This window comes from Arthrobacter sp. NPDC080086, assembly GCF_040702285.1.
Genome location: NZ_JBFBKP010000085.1, coordinates 1 through 17276, shown reverse-complemented (window position 1 = coordinate 17276; position 17276 = coordinate 1). Strand labels below are relative to the sequence as shown.

Sequence of the window (17276 nt, the reverse complement as noted above, 5' to 3'; positions counted from 1 at the left end):
TAAAAACTGGTACGGGCCGTGGTGCCGGCCCGACGGTAAGGCTGTTTAGCCCTCGCAGTCGCGGCAGTACTTCAGGCCGTTCTTTTCCTTGGCGACCTGGGACCGGTGACGGACCAGGAAGCAGGAGGAGCAGGTGAACTCGTCGGACTGTTCGGGAACGACGATCACCGTCAGTTCTTCGCCGGAAAGATCGGCTCCGGGAAGGTCGATGCCCTCGGCGGTGTCGTTCTCGTCGACATCGATAACAGCAGTCTGGGCGCCGCCGCCACGGGACGCCTGAAGGGCCTCCAGCGATTCAGCGGGAGATTCTTCTTCTGTCTTGCGTGGGGCGTCGTAATCGGTAGCCATAACGGGATTCACTTTCGTTGCTGCATAGCGCCATTTCAGGCACCTCAGTGAAGCAGTTTAGGGCATCATCGCAGAAGTTGAAGAATAGTGTGCGCAAGGCGACATCCGGGGCAAAAAATCCCCGTGATGGCGCGGAAGATGTCAGTTTTTATGGTGCTGTTGCACGGCTCAGGCGACCGGCCATACCACCAGCGTTTTCCAGGTGGCGGGGTCCGGCTCCGCGGCCGGGTCGGTGAGGTAGTACTCCCACATGGCCTCCCCCGGGGTGAGCCCGTCCGCCTGCATCTTTGCCATGACGGCTCCGTAGGTTTGCGGGAGGGTGTCATACGGGCCAACGTGCGTGGCCTCCAGCGCCCGGCCGCCGGGAAGGGTCCCGGCGACGACGGCGCCGTCGCCCCCTCCCGGGTAGGGGCCGGCCAGGGGGAAGCCGGCTTCGACATCGACGACGTCGGTGGGTGTCCCCCGGTACAGCGCGAACGGCGGGCCGGCCAGCTGGACGTTCTGTTGCTGGACGGCGGTCATGACGGAACGGTATGCCCGGTCGAAGAAGTCCCGCAGGTCCGCCATCGGCACGGTTTCGTGGATGACCGCGGTGGGCTGCTCCTGCCGGTCGCTGACGGTGATCTCCGGGGCGGCGTGGGGCTGGTGTTCGTTCATACGGCCACCCTCCCCGCGCCCCACGGTTCCGGTCAAGGGCCGGTTGGACCCCAGATTGGCCCCCGGTCGGTCCCCCGCGGGGAACTCCCCCGCGACCCTAGGACGCGCCCCTAGGAAGCTGCCGGACGGCGGTTGCGGTGCAGGAACCGGTTGACCCGTGCCCGGAATTCCACCGGATCCGCGGCCGGACCCGGCGGCAACGCCTTGGCCGGCTGTTCCACCGGGGCCAGTCCCTGGTTAACCGCCGCCTTGGACGCCCGCAGCGAAGCCAGGGACAGTCCGGCCCACTGCTCCGTCAGCCCAGCCACCGCGGCAGGACCACGGCCGGGGCCCGCCAGGGTGCTGACAAGTCCCGTCGCGTAGGCCTCAGCGGCGGAGAGGATCCGGCCGCCGAAGAGCAGATCCTTGGTCCGGGACGGCCCGATCCGCAGGGACATCCGGTTGGCAAAGGTGGGCGGAATGAGCATCCCCAGCCGGGCGATCGGCATCCCGATCCGCGCATTCTCCTCCAACACTTGCAGGTCGCAGGCGAGCGCCAGCTGGCAGCCCGCGCCTGTGGCGACACCCTGCACCAGGGCCACCGTCGGCACCGGGATGGCCTCCACGGCCTGCAACGCCTCCTCTATGGCACCGAAGGCGCCGGTCACCTGGTCCCCGCTCGCGTCCTGCCACTCCCGCAGGTCCGAGCCGGAGCAGAAGGTCCCGCCGGCACCCCGAATCACCACGGCCCGGACGGCGGGGTCCGCGGCGAGCGCCCGGGCCTCCGCCGCGAGCGCCCGCCACTGGTCCGAGTCGAGGGCGTTGAAGCGTTCGCCGGTGCCCACCTCCAGGTCGGCGACGCCGTCGTCGTCGATATCCAGCCGGACTCCCGGGGCGTGCCCCACCGCGGCCGTCACTGCACCGCGCCGCTGCTGTGCAGGGCGTGGATCCGGTCCGCGTCCAGGCCCAGCGACGCCAGCACCTGGTCCGTGTCCTGGCCCAGGACCGGCGGGGCGGTCCGCACCGAGGCGGGCGTCCGGGTCAACCGCACCGGGCAGCCCACCACCTTCATGGGTCCGGCGGTCGGGTGGTCCAGCTCGGCCACCATCCCACGGGCCAGGACCTGGGGATCGGCGAGTGCCTGGTCCACAGTCTGGATCGGTCCTACCGGCACACCGGCCTCGTCCAGGGTGCGCACCCAGTCCTCCGTGGTGCGGCTCCGCATGATGGCCTCGATCGCGGGAATCAGCTCCTCCCGGTGGGCGACGCGGGACGGATTGCTCGAGTACCGCGGATCCCCGGCGAGCGCCGCGTCGCCGAGGGCGTCCGCGAAGCGCCGCCACAGCCCGTCGTTGCCGACGGCGACCATGACGAAGCCGTCCGCAGAGGGGAACGCCTGATACGGGGCGATCGTGGGGTGTGCCGAGCCGTAGCGGCGCGGAACCTCTCCGCTGGCGAAGTAGCCGCTGGAGACGTAGGTCAGCCAGGAGACGGACCCGTCGAGCAGGCTGATGTCCACCCACTGGCCCTGCCCGGTGCGCTGCTTCTCATGCAGGGCGGCCAGGACGCCGATGGTGGCCCACATCCCGGCGACCAGGTCCGCGCTGCTGACACCCACCCGAACGGGCGGGCCGTCGGTCTCCCCGGTGACGCTCATGATCCCGCTGCGGGCCTGGGCGATCGCGTCGTAGCCGGGCCGGAGCGCGTCCGGGCCGGTCTGGCCGTAGCCGCTGATGGAGGCGTAGACCAGGCCGGGGTTGTCCTTGGAGAGCTCCTCGTAGCCCAGGCCCAGGCGGGCGGCGGTGCCGGGGCGGAAGTTCTCCACCACGATGTCGGCGCGGCGGGCGAGTTCCCGGACCACCTCGAGTCCCTCAGGGGACTTCAGGTCGACGGCGAGGCTGCGTTTGTTCCGGTTCACGGAGAGGAAGTACGCGGCCTCCTCGCCTTGGAACGGAGGGCCCCACTGGCGGGTGTCGTCGCCGGAACCGGGCTGTTCGATCTTGATGACGTCGGCGCCCAGGTCCGCAAGGGTCATGGTGGCGAACGGTCCGGACAGGATCCGGCTTAGGTCCAGGACCAGCAAGTCGTTCAGCGGGCCGGTGGCGTCCGTGGTCTCCGGCCGGCCCGCCTTCTGCGGCACTGCCGTCTGCGGGGCTGCCGCCCCGGCGTCGTTCGTTGCCTCTTGGCGGGGTGCCGTGTCAGTCAGGCTCATACCGTGGCTTCCGTCTTGGTGGTGGCGCTGGCCTGGAAACGGTGGCCGGCCTTGGGCAGGAAGATCAGTGCCACCATGGCGACGGCGCAGCAGGCGATGATGTACAGCGCGATCGCCGTCGAGTTCCCGTACTGGGCCAGCAGGGCCGCGGCAATCAGCGGCGCGGGGCCGCCGGCCACCACGCTGGCCAGCTGGTAGCCCAGGCCGGCGCCGGTGTAGCGGATGTCGGCGTCGAAGCTCTCCGCTATCAGCGCAGCCTGCGGGCCGTACTGGATGTCGTGCAGGATCAGGCTGACCACGATCGCGACGCCCACAATGAAGGGTTCCCGGGTGTCCAGCAGGGCGAAGTAGGGAAAGGCGAAGAGCGCGGTCAGCACGATGCCCACGCCGTAGACCCTGCGCCGGCCGAAGCGGTCCGAGAGCCGGCCGAACAACGGCACGCTCACCAGGCCCAGCGCGGCGGCGATCAGGGTGTCGTCCAGGATCGAGTTGCTGTTGAGCTGCAGGTGCTTGACGGCGTAGGTGATCACGAACGTGATAAAGAGGTAGAACGGTGCCTGCTCGGACATGCGGACCAGGGCCGAGAGCAGGATTTCCTTGGGCTGGCGCTTGATGACCTCGATCAGCGGGTTGCGGACGACCTTGTTGGACTTGCGGATGGCTTCGAACTCGGGGCTCTCGATCACGCGCATCCGGACGAAGAGGCCGACGCCGATCAGCAGGATGCTGATGATGAACGGGATGCGCCAGCCGAAGCTCGCAAAGCCCTCGGTGCCTGTGATGCCGGAGGTGATGCGGACGACGCCGGTCGAGAGCACCAGGCCCAGCGGCACGCCGATCTGCGGCCAACTGGCGGAGAAGCCGCGGCGCTGCTGGTGGCCCCATTCCATGCTGAGCAGCACGGAGCCGCCCCATTCGCCGCCGACGCCGATGCCCTGGATGATGCGCAGCAGGGTCAGCAGGATGGGGGCGGCGACGCCGATGGCCTGGAAGGTGGGGAGGAAGCCGATCAGCACGGTGCCGAAAGCCATCAGGAAGAGGGTGACCATGAGGGTGGTCTTGCGGCCGATCCGGTCGCCGTAGTGGCCGAAGATGGCGGCGCCGACGGGGCGGGCCACGAAGCCGACGAACTGGGTGCCGAAGGCGGCCAGGACGCCGGCGAAGGCCGACTGTCCCGGGAAGAAGAGCTGCGGGAAGACCAGCGCCGCCGCCGTCCCGTAGAGGAAGAAGTCGTACCACTCGATGGTGGTGCCCACGACGCTGGCGACGGTTGCCCGCCGTGCGGCCTGCTCTCGGGTTACTGCCTGAACTGTCATCATCACTCCGTTGTTATGACGCGGCTGGGCCCAATGCCCTTGCTTGGATGGAGGCGTTGCCGGGTGCTCGCGGGCTCCTGGCCCTTTTCACCCTTTGTGCAAAACCCACAATATGGTTTCGCAACCCATATTGCGGGTTTAGCCTAATGCTGTCAATGGAAACTCGGAGGTTTAGCCGACGATCGCGGGGCGCGTAATCCGTCAGGACACCGGGACCCGCTGGCTATGATGGACACCCGTAGAGAAAGACGGTGGCAGGTGGCAGCTGGCAACGCGGCGGCAAAAGAGCAGGGTGACCGGACGACCCCCATCCTTGTGCTGGGCAAGGTCAGCGACATCCTGAATTGCTTCTCGATTGATGCGCCCGAACCGACACTGCAGCAGATTGCCCGGGCTACTGGCCTGCCGGCGAGCACCTGCCAGCGGCTGGTGCAGAACATGGTGCGCGAGGGATTCCTGGACCGCGACGGAGACCGCTACCGGATCGGCCTGCGGCTGGTCCAGTGGGCCGCGCCGGGCACCCTGGGCCTGGACGTGGTCCGGCTGCTCCACCCGATCATCCAGCAGCTCCGCGACGACAGTGGTGAGACGGCGTGCGTCTACATGCGGGACGGGCAGTACCGCACCGTGGTGGCCGTAGCCGAAACCCGGCACGTGGTGATGCGGCCCTTCCTGGTGGGCCAGGTGATGCCGATCCACGCCGGCGCACCGGGCAAGATCTTTCTGGCCTTCGACCCGGGAGCGCGGGAGGCCCTCAAGGACACCGAACTGACCCGGTTCACCGACATCACGCCGGTCAGCTGGAAAGAGCTTGACGCGCAGGCGGAACAGGCCCGCGAGCAGGGCTTCTTCGCCGCGTTCGGCGAACGGAACAGCGACGTCGGGTCCATCAGCGCCCCCGTCTTCCGCTACGACGGGCAGCTCGCGGCCGTCCTCGGCGTGGGCTTCCCGACCCAGCGGGTCAGCGCGGCGGACGTCCCGCGGCTGGGCCCCATGGTGGCCCGCGCCGCCCGGGACGCCAGCGCCGCCCTGGGCTACCGGCCACCCACGCCAGCATCCGCTATCGAAGGGAACCATCCGTGACCGCTGCCGACGCCGCACCCCGCCGTCGTACCTACGACGCGCTGCTGCAGGACATCGAGGCGGACCTGCGTTCCGGGAAGATCAAGCTCGGCGACCGGCTGCCCGGCGAGCGCACGCTCGCCGAGAATTACGGGATCTCCCGCGCCTCGGTGCGGGAGGCCATCCGCATCCTGGACGCGATGGGCGTGCTGCGCAGCTCGGTCGGGTCCGGTCCCACCTCCGGGGCGATCGTCATTTCGAACCCGTCGGCCGGCCTGTCCTCGGCCCTGCGGCTGCATGTGGCCAGCAACCGGCTGCCGGTGGAGGACATCGTGCAGACCCGCATCCTGCTGGAGACCTGGTCCGCGCAGGCCGCCGCCACCCGGCTCCGCGATGAGGGCGATGCGGGTCTGGAGCAGGCGGCCCAGCTCCTGGCGGCCATGGACGATCCGGAGCTGGACCGGCCCACCTTCCACGAACTCGACGCCCGGTTCCACGTCGCGCTCAGCTCTTTGGCCGGCAATACGGTGGTCGCCACCATGATGGAGTCGCTCAGCGGCGCGATCGTAGACTACGTCAAGGGCGCCATGGACGCGATGGAGTCCTGGCCGGAGGTCCTCGCGGTCCTGCGTGCCCAGCACCACGGGATCTACGAAGCCGTCCGGGACCAGGACGGCGAGCGCGCGGCCCGGCTGCTGCGCGAGCACATCGAGTGGTTCTACGAGCGGGCCCAGGAAGTGTCCCCGCGGCAGCCCTCCCCGGTACCTAGCGATTAGACTCGGCCCCATGCCACGTCGTGGGGGAACGAGGACCATCCGGACCGGTGCCGTGGTGAGCGGGGCCGTGCTGCTGTGCCTGGCGGCCGGATCGCTGGCCGGTTGCACCTACGAGGACGACGACGGCGGGCGGCCACCTGCCACACCGACGTCGGCGGTTACCCCCAGGCCGGGCCGCACCATCCCGGCCGGCCCATCACCCGATGTTCTGGCCGCGCAGCAGCGGAACGAGGCCGCACTGGAGCGGCTGCTCGCGGGGGCGACGGGGCCCGTCGTGCTCGCAGATTCAGGACCGGCGGACGGCAACGGCGTCGGCTTCCAGAAGGCGGGACGGGTCAGGACCGCGGGCGACTACCAGGTCACGGCCGCCTGCGTCGGGGTCGACGCCTCGCAGGTCATCATCTTCCAGGACCAAACCCCGACCGGCCCCACGTCCATCGCTGTGGACTGCACGGCGCCTGTGTCCCGGACGGTGAGCCTCCTGCCCGGCCCCGTGAGCGTTCAGTTGACCCGAAGAAATCCCACCGGCCCGTGGACCGGTGCGGTGGCCGGCGTCCGGATCACCGGGCCCTGAGCCTTCCCGCCGGGAAAAAACCCCTCCACCCCGGGCAGAATCGCCGGAACGGAGGGGTTTCACTGGGCCCCCTGTCGGATTCGAACCGACGACCCCCGCTTTACAAGAGCGGTGCTCTGGCCAACTGAGCTAAGGAGGCAATCCGCCGTCGTCTTATCCGGCGGAAAGCGCAGGAGGACAACGGCTAGATAAGGGTAGCCCACCGATGCCCGGCGGTAAAAAATCCTCCGCCACACGAAAGCGGCCCGGCCCCGGAGAACTCCGGGACCGGGCCGCACCAGCGGACGTGGCGCTTACTTCTTGGCGTCCACCGCTGCCTGCAGGTACTGGTCGAACGGGGTGTTGGCGCTGTCGCCCTTGCCCCACTGCTTACCCTCGACGAAGACCGTCGGCGTGCCGGTGACCCCGATGGCCGCGGCTTCCTGGGTCGTGTACTTCACGTACGGGCGGTAGGTCTTGTCATCCACGCACTTGTCGATGTTCTGCGCACCGGTGTCGGTGGCCAGCTTCTTCAGCTCGTTGTCGGAGAGGCCGGCGCTGCCCTCGGCGGGCTGCTTGGCGAACAGGGCGTCCACGAAGGCCGCGTACTTCTCCGGCGACTCGTTCACCACGCAGGCCGCCGCGGCGGCGGCGCGGGAGGAGTAGTTGGTGGTGGAGCGGGTGTCCAGGAAGCCCAGCGGACGGTATTCGACGGTGATCTTGCCGTCGTTGCGCAGCTTGGTCAGGGTGTCGTTGTACTGCGCCTCGAAGTTCTTGCAGACCGGGCAGATGAAGTCGATGTAGAGGACAACCTTGACGGGCTTGCCGGCCTCGGCATCGGCGCCGGGGGCCTTCAGGTCTGCCGGCGGGGTGGCCGGGGCTGCGGGAACATCGGAGAGCTTGACCGTGGCGGCGTCAGTCTTCGCCACCTCCGTGTTGGCCAGCAGGGTCACGCCGCCGTGGACGTTGCCGTTGGCGGGCGTGGGCCCGGAGTCAGCAACGGGGGCGTTGTTCTTGATGTTGGAGGTCACCACGAGGGCCACCACCACGATGATGGCGACGACGGCGGCGACGATGCCCCAGCCAATGAGCAGTTTGTTGCGCTTGTCCTTCTTGAGCTGGGCCTCACGGATCTCACGGGCCTTCTCGCGGGCCGCGGCGGTGCGCTCAGCTTTGGACTGACGGGGTTCGTTTGCGGGGCTCATTGGTTCCTCGTGTCGATCGGCCTGGACTGCGCCAGCGGGTGGCACGGTCATCATTTTAGGTGAGAAAGCTGGGGAGCTTGCGCTTTCAAGTTTCTTCCCGTGTGCCCAACGGACGAATAGCCCGGAAGATTCCGCCCCGATAGGGTGAACACAAGCCACAAGCGACCCCAGGGAGCACTAATGCAAGCAACCGAGCGCGAGCAGCGCACCGAGCACGCAGCACACCAAGCGGACGTGCAACCCGCGGGCGGAGGGCACAAGGGCGGGACGGACGACGTCGACCGTTTCGATTTCATGGTGGTGTCCAACCGCATGCCGGTGGACCGTTGCTCCGCGGACGAGCCCGGCTGCGAGGACGGCTGGCGCCGCTCCCCCGGCGGCCTGGTCACGGCGCTTGCGCCGATGATGACCAAGACCGACGGCGCCTGGGTGGGCTGGCACGGCGCCCCGGACGAGCACCTCGAACCGTTCAGCCATGGCGGCATCGACCTGATACCGGTGCAGCTGAGCACCCGCGACGTCGAGCTGTACTACGAGGGCTTCTCCAACGCGACCCTGTGGCCGCTCTACCACGACGTGATCGCCCCGCCGGAGTTCCACCGCGCCTGGTGGGACACGTACCGGAAGGTCAACAAGCGGTTCGCCGACGCCGTCATCCGGCACGCCGCCGAGGGCGCCACGGTCTGGGTCCAGGACTACCAGCTGCAGCTGGTCCCCCGGATGCTTCGCGAGCAACGACCGGACCTGAAGATCGGCTTCTTCAACCACATCCCGTTCCCGCCTCCGGAGATCTTCGCCCAGCTGCCTTGGCGCCGCGCGATCATCGACGGCCTGCTGGGCGCGGACCTGATCGGCTTCCAGCGCAGCAGCGACGCCGGGAACTTCATGCGCTCCGCCCGCCGCTTCCTCGGCGCCAGCGTCAAGCAGCAGCAGGTGCACGTCAAGGGCGCCGACGGCCAAACCACCCACATCGCCCGGGCCCAGGCCTTCCCCATCTCCATCGACGTGAAGCAGATCAGCGAGCTGGCGCAAAAGCCGGAAGTCATCGAGCGGGCCAAGCAGATCCGCCGCGACCTCGGCAACCCCAAGACCATCCTTTTGGGCGTGGACCGGCTGGACTATACCAAGGGGATCCGGCACCGGCTCAAGGCCTACGAGGAACTCCTCGAGGACGGCAAGGTCACGGTGGAGGACGCGTCCCTGATCCAGGTGGCCAGCCCCAGCCGCGAGCGCGTGGAGCAGTACCGACTGCTGCGCGAAGAGGTCGAGGGCACGGTAGGCCACATCAACGGCACCTACGACACCATGCAGAACACCGCCGTCCGCTACCTGCACCACAGCTACCCCATCGAGGAGATGGTGGCGCTCTATCTGGCCGCGGATGTCATGCTGGTCACCGCCCTCCGCGACGGCATGAACCTCGTCGCCAAGGAGTACGTCACGGCCCGCACGAACAACGACGGCGCGCTGGTGCTCAGCGAGTTCGCCGGCGCCGCGGACCAACTCAAGCAGGCCCTGTTGATGAATCCGCACGACATCGACGGGCTCAAGGACACCATCATGCGAGCCGTGAACATGGAGCCCGCCGAGGCTGCCCGCCGAATGCGGGCCATGCGCAAGCAGATCCTGACCAACGACGTCGATCTCTGGTCCGCAGACTTCCTCCGCGCGCTGCAGGAAAAGGTGGTGCGTGATGACTCCTGAGCCCGACGCCAAGCTCTCCCTGTCCCCCGAGCTGCTCGAGGCGGTGCGGCGTATCGCCGGCACCGAGGAGCTGCTGGTGGCCATGGACTTTGACGGCACCATGGCCCCGCTGGTGGACCACGCGGAGGACTCCCGCGCCCTCCCCCGCTCGGCCGCGGCGTTTGCCGCCCTGGCCGAACTGCCGCGGACCACGACGGCGCTGATCTCCGGCCGGGCACTGGACAGCCTGCGCTCGGTCGCGTCCCCGCCGGAGAAGACCCTGCTGATCGGCAGCCACGGCGCGGAGATCTGGATGGGTCCGGGCTCGGCCGAGCTTCAGCTCGACGAGGACCAGCGCCGGCTCCTGGCCGACGTGCGGGCCGTCCTGGAGGAGATCGTCCACGTGGCACCCGGCACCCTGCTCGAGGAGAAGCCGGCCGGCGTCGTGCTCCACACCCGGCTGGCCGCGGACGACGTGGCCGAGGACGCCGTGGCCGCGGCGAAGTCCGCCCTGAAGGACCGCGCCGGGGTTTACCTGAAGACCGGCAACCGGGTCCTGGAGACCTCCGTGGTCCACGCCTCCAAGGGCGAGGCGGTGTCCTTCCTTCGGCAGGCCACGGGCGCGTCGGCGGTGGTCTTCGCCGGGGACGACACCACGGACGAGGACGCCCTGCGCAGCCTGGTCTCAGGCGACCTGGGAGTGAAGGTGGGCCTGGACTTCACCCAGGCGGAGTTCCGGGTGGAAGCCCCGCCGCACGTGTCCGAACTGCTGGAGGCACTGCTGCGCGAGCGGAAGGCCGCCGTCGGCAGCTGACCGCGCCACCCAACCCCACTGACTCGCAGCTCAGGCCGTCTTGAGCGCCCATAACGGCCTTACCTGCCAGTCAGTTGGGGGATGACTCGGGTTCGTAGCCGATCAGCCAGTGCAGTCCGTGCCGGTCCACCACCTGGCCGTCGGAGGCACCCCAGGGCTTCGGGCCCAGCGGGTCCACCACGCGTCCGCCGTCGGCCAGCCGGTCGAACCACCGGTGCAGGACCGCGGGCTCGGCCGTCCCCAACAGCGAGAGCATCAGCCCCTCGCACCGGACGGTGGCTTCGCCCTCGGCCGCGTCGGAGCCGGCCAGGCGCACGTCACCCCTCAGCTCACCGTGGGCGATCGCATCGGCCGGACCGTCGGTGCGGTTGAACTGCTCGTAGGTGAACAAGGCCAGGTCACCGCCGAAGACATCGGCGTAGAACCCGAGCGCCTCGCGCGCGGTACCGGGGAAACTCACGTAGATCTGGAGGGCCGTCATGCGCACAGCCTACACAGCGCCGCACGGCCACGGGTGGTAGGGATCACCAGTGACATCCGTAACCTTTTCCCCCATTCGCGATCCATCTGACATACTCTGTATGTGATGTGGCGCACAGCTACCGTGCGGCGTCGCTGGCTGCTCCTCGGCTTCGGCCGGGGAGCAGGCGCAAGACTCACAACTGAATAAAAAGACCATTCACAACGGATCGTCCGGCACGTACCTGCCGGTGAAGGGATTGAAAACTGTGGCAACAGTTACTTTTGACAACGCAACGCGGCTCTACCCGGGCACCGAAAAGCCCGCGGTCGACAAGCTGAACATCGAAATCGCCGACGGCGAGTTCCTGGTTCTCGTCGGCCCCTCCGGCTGCGGCAAGTCCACCTCCCTGCGCATGCTCGCAGGCCTCGAAGACGTCAACTCCGGCCGCATCCTGATCGGTGACCGCGACGTCACCGACATGCCGCCCAAGGACCGCGACATCGCGATGGTGTTCCAGAACTACGCCCTGTACCCGCACATGACCGTCGCGGACAACATGGGCTTCGCCCTCAAGATCGCCGGCGTCAGCAAGGAAGAGCGGGCCGAGCGCGTCCGCGAAGCCGCCAAGCTGCTGGACCTCGAGCCGTACCTGGACCGCAAGCCGAAGGCCCTCTCCGGCGGTCAGCGCCAGCGCGTCGCCATGGGCCGCGCGATCGTCCGTAACCCGCAGGTCTTCCTGATGGACGAGCCGCTCTCCAACCTCGACGCCAAGCTCCGCGTCCAGACCCGCACCCAGATCGCGTCGCTGACCCGCCGCCTGGGCGTCACCACCGTCTACGTCACCCACGACCAGGTCGAGGCCATGACCATGGGTGACCGCGTCGCCGTGCTCAAGGACGGCCTGCTAATGCAGGTGGACACCCCGCGCAACCTCTACGACAAGCCGAAAAACGTCTTCGTCGCCGGCTTCATCGGCTCCCCCGCCATGAACCTGCTGGAACTGCCCGTCGTCGATGGCGGCGTGCAGTTCGGCGGAACCGTCTACCCGGTGCCGCGCGATGTCCTCGAGGACGCCTCCGGCTCCACCGTCACGCTGGGCAGCCGACCCGAGGACCTGGAGACCGCCAGCCAGGGCGAGGGCCTGCAGGTTGAGGTCGACGTCGTCGAGGAACTCGGCGCCGACGCCTACGTCTACGGCCACACCACGCTCGACGGCAAGGACCACGACATCGTGGCCCGCGTCGACGGCCGCCGCCCGCCGATGAAGGGTGAGACCATCTGGGTCCGCCCGCAGTCCGGCCACGTGCACCTGTTCGACACCAAGACCGGCGAGCGCCTCGGCGACTGACGCAGTCTTCAACCGACGGCGGTCCTCCTGCGGGAGGGCCGCCGTCGGCCGTTAACCGCCCCTTGTTTAGGCGCGCCGCCGCCGGGTGCGGGAGAATTGCCCCATGACCGAGGAGAACCGCATGAGCGAGGACAACGGTGCCCAGTGGCACGACGAACCCACTGACTACGGCCAGATCGGGAAGCTGCCCCGGTACGTGCCCGCGAGCGCCAATGACGACAAGGCGATCTCCAGCTCGCTGAGCATCACAGCAGCCGCCACCGAGCCGGAGCTGCTGGACCTGCCCTGGCACATCGCCCTCGAGGACTGGCCCGCAGAGTACCTGGCCGCACTCCCCCGCGGCATCTCCCGGCACATCGTCCGGTTCGCGCACCTGGGCGGCTCGGTCATCGCCATCAAGGAAACCTCCGAGCACATCGCCCGGCACGAGTACCACATGCTCCGCAAGCTGGCCCGCCTGGATGTCCCCTGCGTGGAGCCGGTGGCGGTCATCACCGGCCGCACCACCCCGGACGGCAAACCCCTGAACCCCGTGCTGGTCACCCGGCACCTGAAGTTCTCCATGCCCTACCGCGCCCTGTTCTCACAGATGCTGCGCAAGGACACCCTCACCCGCCTGATCGACGCCCAGGCCCTCCTGCTGGTCCGCCTGCACCTGATCGGCTTCTACTGGGGCGATGTGTCCCTCTCCAACACCCTGTTCCGCCGCGACGCAGGCGCCTTCGCCGCCTACCTGGTGGACGCCGAGACCGGCGAGCTGTACCCGGACCTGTCCACCGGCCAGCGCGAGTACGACCTGGAAATCGCCCGGGTCAACATCGCCGGGGAACTGATGGACCTGCTCGACGGCGGGCTGATCGAGGAGAAGGTGGACCCCGTGGCCACCAGCGAGCTGATCATGGAGAGCTACCGCCGGCTCTGGACCGAGCTGACGGAGAAGGAATCCTTCGAGGTCGGCGAGCGCTGGCGGGTGGCCGCCCGCATCCGGCGGCTCAACGAACTCGGCTTCGACGTCGAGGAATACGCGATCAAGACCACCCAGAACGGTTCCACCATCCAGCTTCAGCCCAAGGTGGTCGACGCCGGCCACCACCAGCGCCGGCTGCTGCGGCTCACCGGCCTGGACGCCCAGGAAAACCAGGCCCGCCGGCTGCTGAATGACATGGACTCCTTCCGCGCGGACAACAACCCCGGCATGGACGAGGAGTACAGCGCCCACCTGTGGGTCAGCCAGATCTTCGAGCCGATCGTCCGCGCCATCCCCCGCGACCTGTCCGGCAAGCTGGAACCGGCGGAGGCCGTGCACGAGATTCTGGAGCACCGCTGGTACATGTCCGAGAAGGAAAACCGGCACATCCCGCTGGCCGAGGCCGTGCAGTCCTACATCGACTCCGAGCTGCGGCACCGGCGCGACGAGGCCGCGATCATGCTGAACCCGGACACCGAGCTGCTCAAGATCCTTGAGGTCGAGACCGAGGAGTCCCGCTACGACGGCGACGAGACCCCCGGCGACGAAGACGAGTACCCGGACGCGGACGACTAGGCCGGTTGAAGCACAGCCGGGCTAGATGGCCTTGCCGGGGTTCAGGATCCCGGCCGGGTCGAAGAGTTCCTTGATCCGGTACTGCAACTCCCGGACCGGTTCCTTCTGCTCCAGGCCCAGCCAGCGCAGCTTGTACTGGCCCACGCCGTGCTCGCCGGTGATGGTGCCGCCCATCGCGAGGGCCACGGTCACCGACTCGTCCAGGGCGGCGCCCAGCCGTTCCATCGCGCCGGGGTCCACGCCGTCGCCGTCCCGGTCCACCCAGAACGTGGGGTGGAGGTTGCCGTCTCCGGCGTGCGCCACCACTTTGAGCTGGACCTCGTGCCGGGCCGCCATCGCCTCGAGTTCGGCCACGTAGTCCACCAAGCGGGAGCGCGGGACGGCGACGTCCTCGCCCACCCGGTATTCGTCGTCGACCTCGGCGCCGCGGCTGTGCCGGCGCAGCTCCACCAGAGCCTCGGCTTCCGCGTCCGCCTCCATGGTTACCACCGCGCCGCCGGCGGCCAGCAGCGGCCGGATGGCGGCGGCCTCGGCGGCGGCGCCGAAGCCGTCCGTCTGGAGCAGCAGCAGCGAGGCGCCCCGGGCCGAGAGGGTCGAGCCGTGTATGGCGTCGAGCTGGACGAGGGTGCCGCTGTCCAGCAGCTCCATGATGGCGGGCTGTACCCGGGCCTTGCCCACGGCCAGCACCCCGGCCGCGGCGCTGCGGAAGTCCGGGTAGAACGCGGCGATGGTGTGCACCTCGCGCGGGAGGTATTTGAGTCGGACGGTGATCCCCACGACGATCCCGAGCGTCCCCTCGGAGCCCACAAACAGCCCCGTGAGGTCGTAGCCGGCCACACCCTTGAACGTCTGGTGTCCGGTGTGGATCAGGGTACCGTCCGCCAGGACGACGTCGAGGGCCAGCACCGAGTCCCGGGTGACCCCGTACTTGGCGCAGCGCAGGCCCCCGGCGTTGGTCGCGACGTTGCCGCCGATCGTGGAGCTGCGATAACTGGCCGGGTCCGGCGCGTACATGAGGCCATAGACGGCGGCGGCCGCGTTGAGGTCGGCGTTGACGACCCCGGGTTCGACGACGGCGGTCTCGTCATCCGGGTTGAGGTCCAGGATGCGGTTCATCTTCTCCAGGCTGAGGACAACGCAACCCTCGCTGGCGTGGGCTCCACCGGAGACGCCGGTGCCGGCGCCGCGGGCCACGAGCGCAACCCGGCGCGCGGCGCAGGCCCGGACCACGGCCTGCACGTCCTTGACGGATTCGGCGAAGACCACGGCCTGCGGCAACTGATAGTCCAGCACGGGGGCCTGGTCCACGGCATAGGCGGCGAGCGCAGGATCCTCCGTCACGACCTTGTCCGCCCCCAGGGCCGCCGTCAGATCCCCAATAATGCCGCGCATGTGCCGCTCCCGTTCGCCGTTGAACCCGCCCTGTATCGGACCCAGTCTAGGCGCCCGGGACGGCAACCCCAGGCAGCACCCATATGGCCGCCGCCCGGCCGGCGGAGCGCAGCCGCGGCTGGGCGTCACGGGCCAAGCCGCCGGGAGCCAACCCGCCGGCATCATCGAACACCAACTCCCCGACGACGAGCGCGGGGGCACCCACCAGGCCCTTCCACTGTGCGGCGGTCAGCAGGGCCGGGTCGAATCCGGCGTCGGCGGCGGCCCGGGTGACGGCCACCAGCACCGTGGCCCCGGCGGTTTCGCGGATGAAGGCCAGCACGTCGCCGTCGGCGTAGAGCCAGCGGACTCCGCCGGCGGTGAGCGCGGGCTGGTCCCGGCGCAGCCCGGACAAAGCGGCGTACAGGCCGCGAAGGTCGTGCCGGACCCGGTCGGGTCGGTCCCAGGGCATGGGGGTCCGGGAGAACTCGCCGTTGTCCCCGGTGAGCCCGAATTCGTCGCCGGCGTAGAGCACCGGCACGCCGGGCAGGGTGAACATCAGCACCGCGCCCAGCTGCTGGCCGCCGTCGATCATGGCGGTGGCCGCGCGGGCGGTGTCGTGACTGTTCAGCGCGTTCATGTTCTGCCGGCGGACGTCCCAGCTGAACGCGGCCGCCAGGTCCTGGTGGGTGGCGAGGAACTCGGCGGCGTCGATCCGGCCGGGGCCCGGCAGTGGCGTGCCGAAGAAGTTCACGTGCCGGGCCTCGCCTGCCAGCCAGGCCCAGAGCGGGCGGGTGAAATTCGAGTAGGTCATGGCGCCGTTCCAGTGCTCGCCACTGAAGTCCGGGGCCGCGTCGTTGGTCGACTCGGCCAGCAGCGCCGCTTCCGGGTTGATGCCGCGGACCCGGTCCGCGATCAGCCGGGCCACATCCTGGTTGAGGTCCGTCGCGCCGAGCCGTCCGGTCATGTTGCCGACGTCGATCCGCCAGCCGTCCAGGTTGAACGGCGGCAGCAGCCAGCGCGCCACCGGCGAGTCCTCATCCCGGACGAACGCGTCACGCAGCGCCTCGGAGGACCAGTTGAGCTTCGGCAGCGAGGGCACGCCGTACCAGGCCTCGTAGCTGCTGTGGTCCGGGGAGAAGTAGTAGTAGCCGGCCTCGGGCGCGGCCGGGCCGGCCAGGGCGTTCCGGAACCATTCGTGGGCGTCGCCGGAGTGGTTGGCGGTGAGGTCGCCCATCACCTTGAGGCCCCGGGCGTGCGCCGCCTCCACGAGGTCCACCAGCGCCTGGTCCCCGCCGAGGAGCGGGTCCACGGTGGCGAAGGTGGCGGCGTCGTAGCGGTGATTGGAGCGGGCCGGGAAGAAAGGGGTGAGGTAAATGATGTCCGCCCCGAGCGCCTGGATGTGGTCCAGCCGTTCGGTGATGCCGGGCAGGTCGCCGCCGTAGAACTGGTAGGGCGTGACCGCGGAGGCGCCTTCCACCGCGGTGGTGTGCCAGTCCGCGGGGACGGCCCAGTCCGGTGCCGGGTGCGTGTCCGCCTGGACGGAGCGGGCGAACCGGTCCGGGAAGATCTGGTACATGGTCCCGGTCCGCAGCCAGTCCGGGCCGGCCGGGTAGGTGCCCAGCCGGAAGTCGGCGTAGTCGGAGACGTCCCGGCCGAAGAGGCCCTGGGCGTTCAGCTGCCAGTTCCGGCCGCCGGCCTCGATCAGGAACCGGTAGCGGAGGACGGGGTTGGTGGCCGTCGTCGCCGCTTCCCACCACGCCCAGCCGTCGGCGATCCCGAGGAGGTCGCAGGGATCGTAGCGTGGTTCGCCGTCGTGCAGGGAGCGGAGCCAGACGCGGGACGCCTCGCCCCACCCGACGGGGATCCGGAGCCGCAGGCGGACCGGGCCGCCGCGCTCCACGCCGTCAGGGGCGTGGAGCGCGGTCCCGTCGTGGTGCGGCAGG

16 protein-coding genes and 1 tRNA gene are annotated in these 17276 nt (G+C 69.2%); 7 read left to right on the top strand and 10 right to left on the bottom strand.

Going from position 1 to position 17276, the window contains the following annotated elements; genetic code table 11:
* Positions 1 to 45: 45 nt before the first annotated feature.
* The 5 genes from AB0305_RS19735 to AB0305_RS19715 all read right to left on the bottom strand — a co-directional run bounded on the left by AB0305_RS19735 (position 46) and on the right by AB0305_RS19715 (position 4515).
* On the bottom strand, positions 46 to 348 hold the full coding sequence (locus AB0305_RS19735) for a DUF4193 domain-containing protein (RefSeq protein ID WP_056741192.1): 303 nt from the start codon (positions 346 to 348) through the stop codon (positions 46 to 48).
* A 168-nt stretch (positions 349 to 516) separates the two neighbouring features.
* Entirely contained in the window at positions 517 to 1005 is a 489-nt protein-coding gene (locus AB0305_RS19730) for a GyrI-like domain-containing protein (protein WP_364138817.1), read from the bottom strand.
* Positions 1006 to 1115: 110 nt separating this feature from the next.
* A complete protein-coding gene (locus AB0305_RS19725; RefSeq protein ID WP_364138819.1) occupies positions 1116 to 1901 on the bottom strand; it encodes an enoyl-CoA hydratase/isomerase family protein in 786 nt (261 codons plus the stop codon).
* A complete protein-coding gene (locus AB0305_RS19720) occupies positions 1898 to 3196 on the bottom strand; it encodes a CaiB/BaiF CoA-transferase family protein (RefSeq protein ID WP_364138821.1) in 1299 nt (432 codons plus the stop codon). The genes AB0305_RS19725 and AB0305_RS19720 overlap by 4 nt, the downstream gene beginning before the upstream one ends.
* Positions 3193 to 4515 (bottom strand): MFS transporter, encoded by a 1323-nt coding sequence (locus AB0305_RS19715; protein ID WP_364138822.1) that lies wholly within the window; start codon positions 4513 to 4515, stop codon positions 3193 to 3195. Before AB0305_RS19715 ends, AB0305_RS19720 begins: the two co-directional genes overlap by 4 nt.
* A gap of 255 nt (positions 4516 to 4770) precedes the next feature.
* On the opposite strand from AB0305_RS19715, the gene AB0305_RS19710 reads away from it, so the two are divergent.
* From AB0305_RS19710 to AB0305_RS19700, 3 genes are read left to right on the top strand one after another with little or no spacing between them, the layout of a single operon-like run.
* A complete protein-coding gene (locus AB0305_RS19710) occupies positions 4771 to 5595 on the top strand; it encodes an IclR family transcriptional regulator (protein WP_364138823.1) in 825 nt (274 codons plus the stop codon).
* Positions 5592 to 6350: a FadR/GntR family transcriptional regulator gene (locus AB0305_RS19705; protein ID WP_364138824.1), complete on the top strand. Its 759-nt coding sequence runs from the start codon at positions 5592 to 5594 to the stop codon at positions 6348 to 6350. Before AB0305_RS19710 ends, AB0305_RS19705 begins: the two co-directional genes overlap by 4 nt.
* Positions 6351 to 6360: 10 nt before the next feature.
* On the top strand, positions 6361 to 6924 hold the full coding sequence (locus tag AB0305_RS19700) for a hypothetical protein (protein WP_364138825.1): 564 nt from the start codon (positions 6361 to 6363) through the stop codon (positions 6922 to 6924).
* Between the two features lie 65 nt (positions 6925 to 6989).
* Here the strand turns inward: AB0305_RS19700 and AB0305_RS19695 are convergent.
* Both AB0305_RS19695 and AB0305_RS19690 read right to left on the bottom strand, forming a co-directional pair.
* Positions 6990 to 7063, bottom strand: a tRNA-Thr gene (locus AB0305_RS19695).
* 154 nt (positions 7064 to 7217) lie between these two features.
* Positions 7218 to 8108: a DsbA family protein gene (locus AB0305_RS19690; protein WP_364138827.1), complete on the bottom strand. Its 891-nt coding sequence runs from the start codon at positions 8106 to 8108 to the stop codon at positions 7218 to 7220.
* 294 nt (positions 8109 to 8402) lie between these two features.
* Here AB0305_RS19690 and AB0305_RS19685 point away from each other — a divergent pair, with 294 nt between their 5' ends.
* Together AB0305_RS19685 and otsB are read left to right on the top strand one after the other, a co-directional pair.
* On the top strand, positions 8403 to 9812 hold the full coding sequence (locus tag AB0305_RS19685) for a trehalose-6-phosphate synthase (RefSeq protein ID WP_364138857.1): 1410 nt from the start codon (positions 8403 to 8405) through the stop codon (positions 9810 to 9812).
* The gene (gene otsB / locus AB0305_RS19680) at positions 9802 to 10605 is read left to right on the top strand and encodes a trehalose-phosphatase (RefSeq protein WP_364138829.1); all 804 of its coding nucleotides are present in this window, start codon (positions 9802 to 9804) and stop codon (positions 10603 to 10605) included. Before AB0305_RS19685 ends, otsB begins: the two co-directional genes overlap by 11 nt.
* A 70-nt stretch (positions 10606 to 10675) precedes the next feature.
* On the opposite strand, the gene AB0305_RS19675 is transcribed toward otsB, so the two are convergent.
* A complete protein-coding gene (locus tag AB0305_RS19675) occupies positions 10676 to 11086 on the bottom strand; it encodes a VOC family protein (RefSeq protein WP_364138831.1) in 411 nt (136 codons plus the stop codon).
* Between the two features lie 247 nt (positions 11087 to 11333).
* On the opposite strand from AB0305_RS19675, the gene ugpC reads away from it, so the two are divergent.
* Entirely contained in the window at positions 11334 to 12416 is a 1083-nt protein-coding gene (gene ugpC / locus AB0305_RS19670; protein WP_290258783.1) for a sn-glycerol-3-phosphate ABC transporter ATP-binding protein UgpC, read from the top strand.
* A 121-nt stretch (positions 12417 to 12537) separates the two neighbouring features.
* On the top strand, positions 12538 to 13959 hold the full coding sequence (locus AB0305_RS19665; protein WP_364138859.1) for a DUF4032 domain-containing protein: 1422 nt from the start codon (positions 12538 to 12540) through the stop codon (positions 13957 to 13959).
* 21 nt (positions 13960 to 13980) lie between these two features.
* Here the strand turns inward: AB0305_RS19665 and AB0305_RS19660 are convergent, their stop codons facing one another.
* Positions 13981 to 15351: an FAD-linked oxidase C-terminal domain-containing protein gene (locus AB0305_RS19660; RefSeq protein WP_364138833.1), complete on the bottom strand. Its 1371-nt coding sequence runs from the start codon at positions 15349 to 15351 to the stop codon at positions 13981 to 13983.
* 46 nt (positions 15352 to 15397) lie between these two features.
* Entirely contained in the window at positions 15398 to 17275 is a 1878-nt protein-coding gene (locus tag AB0305_RS19655; RefSeq protein WP_366173720.1) for a glycoside hydrolase family 13 protein, read from the bottom strand.
* Between the last annotated feature and the right edge of the window lies 1 nt (position 17276).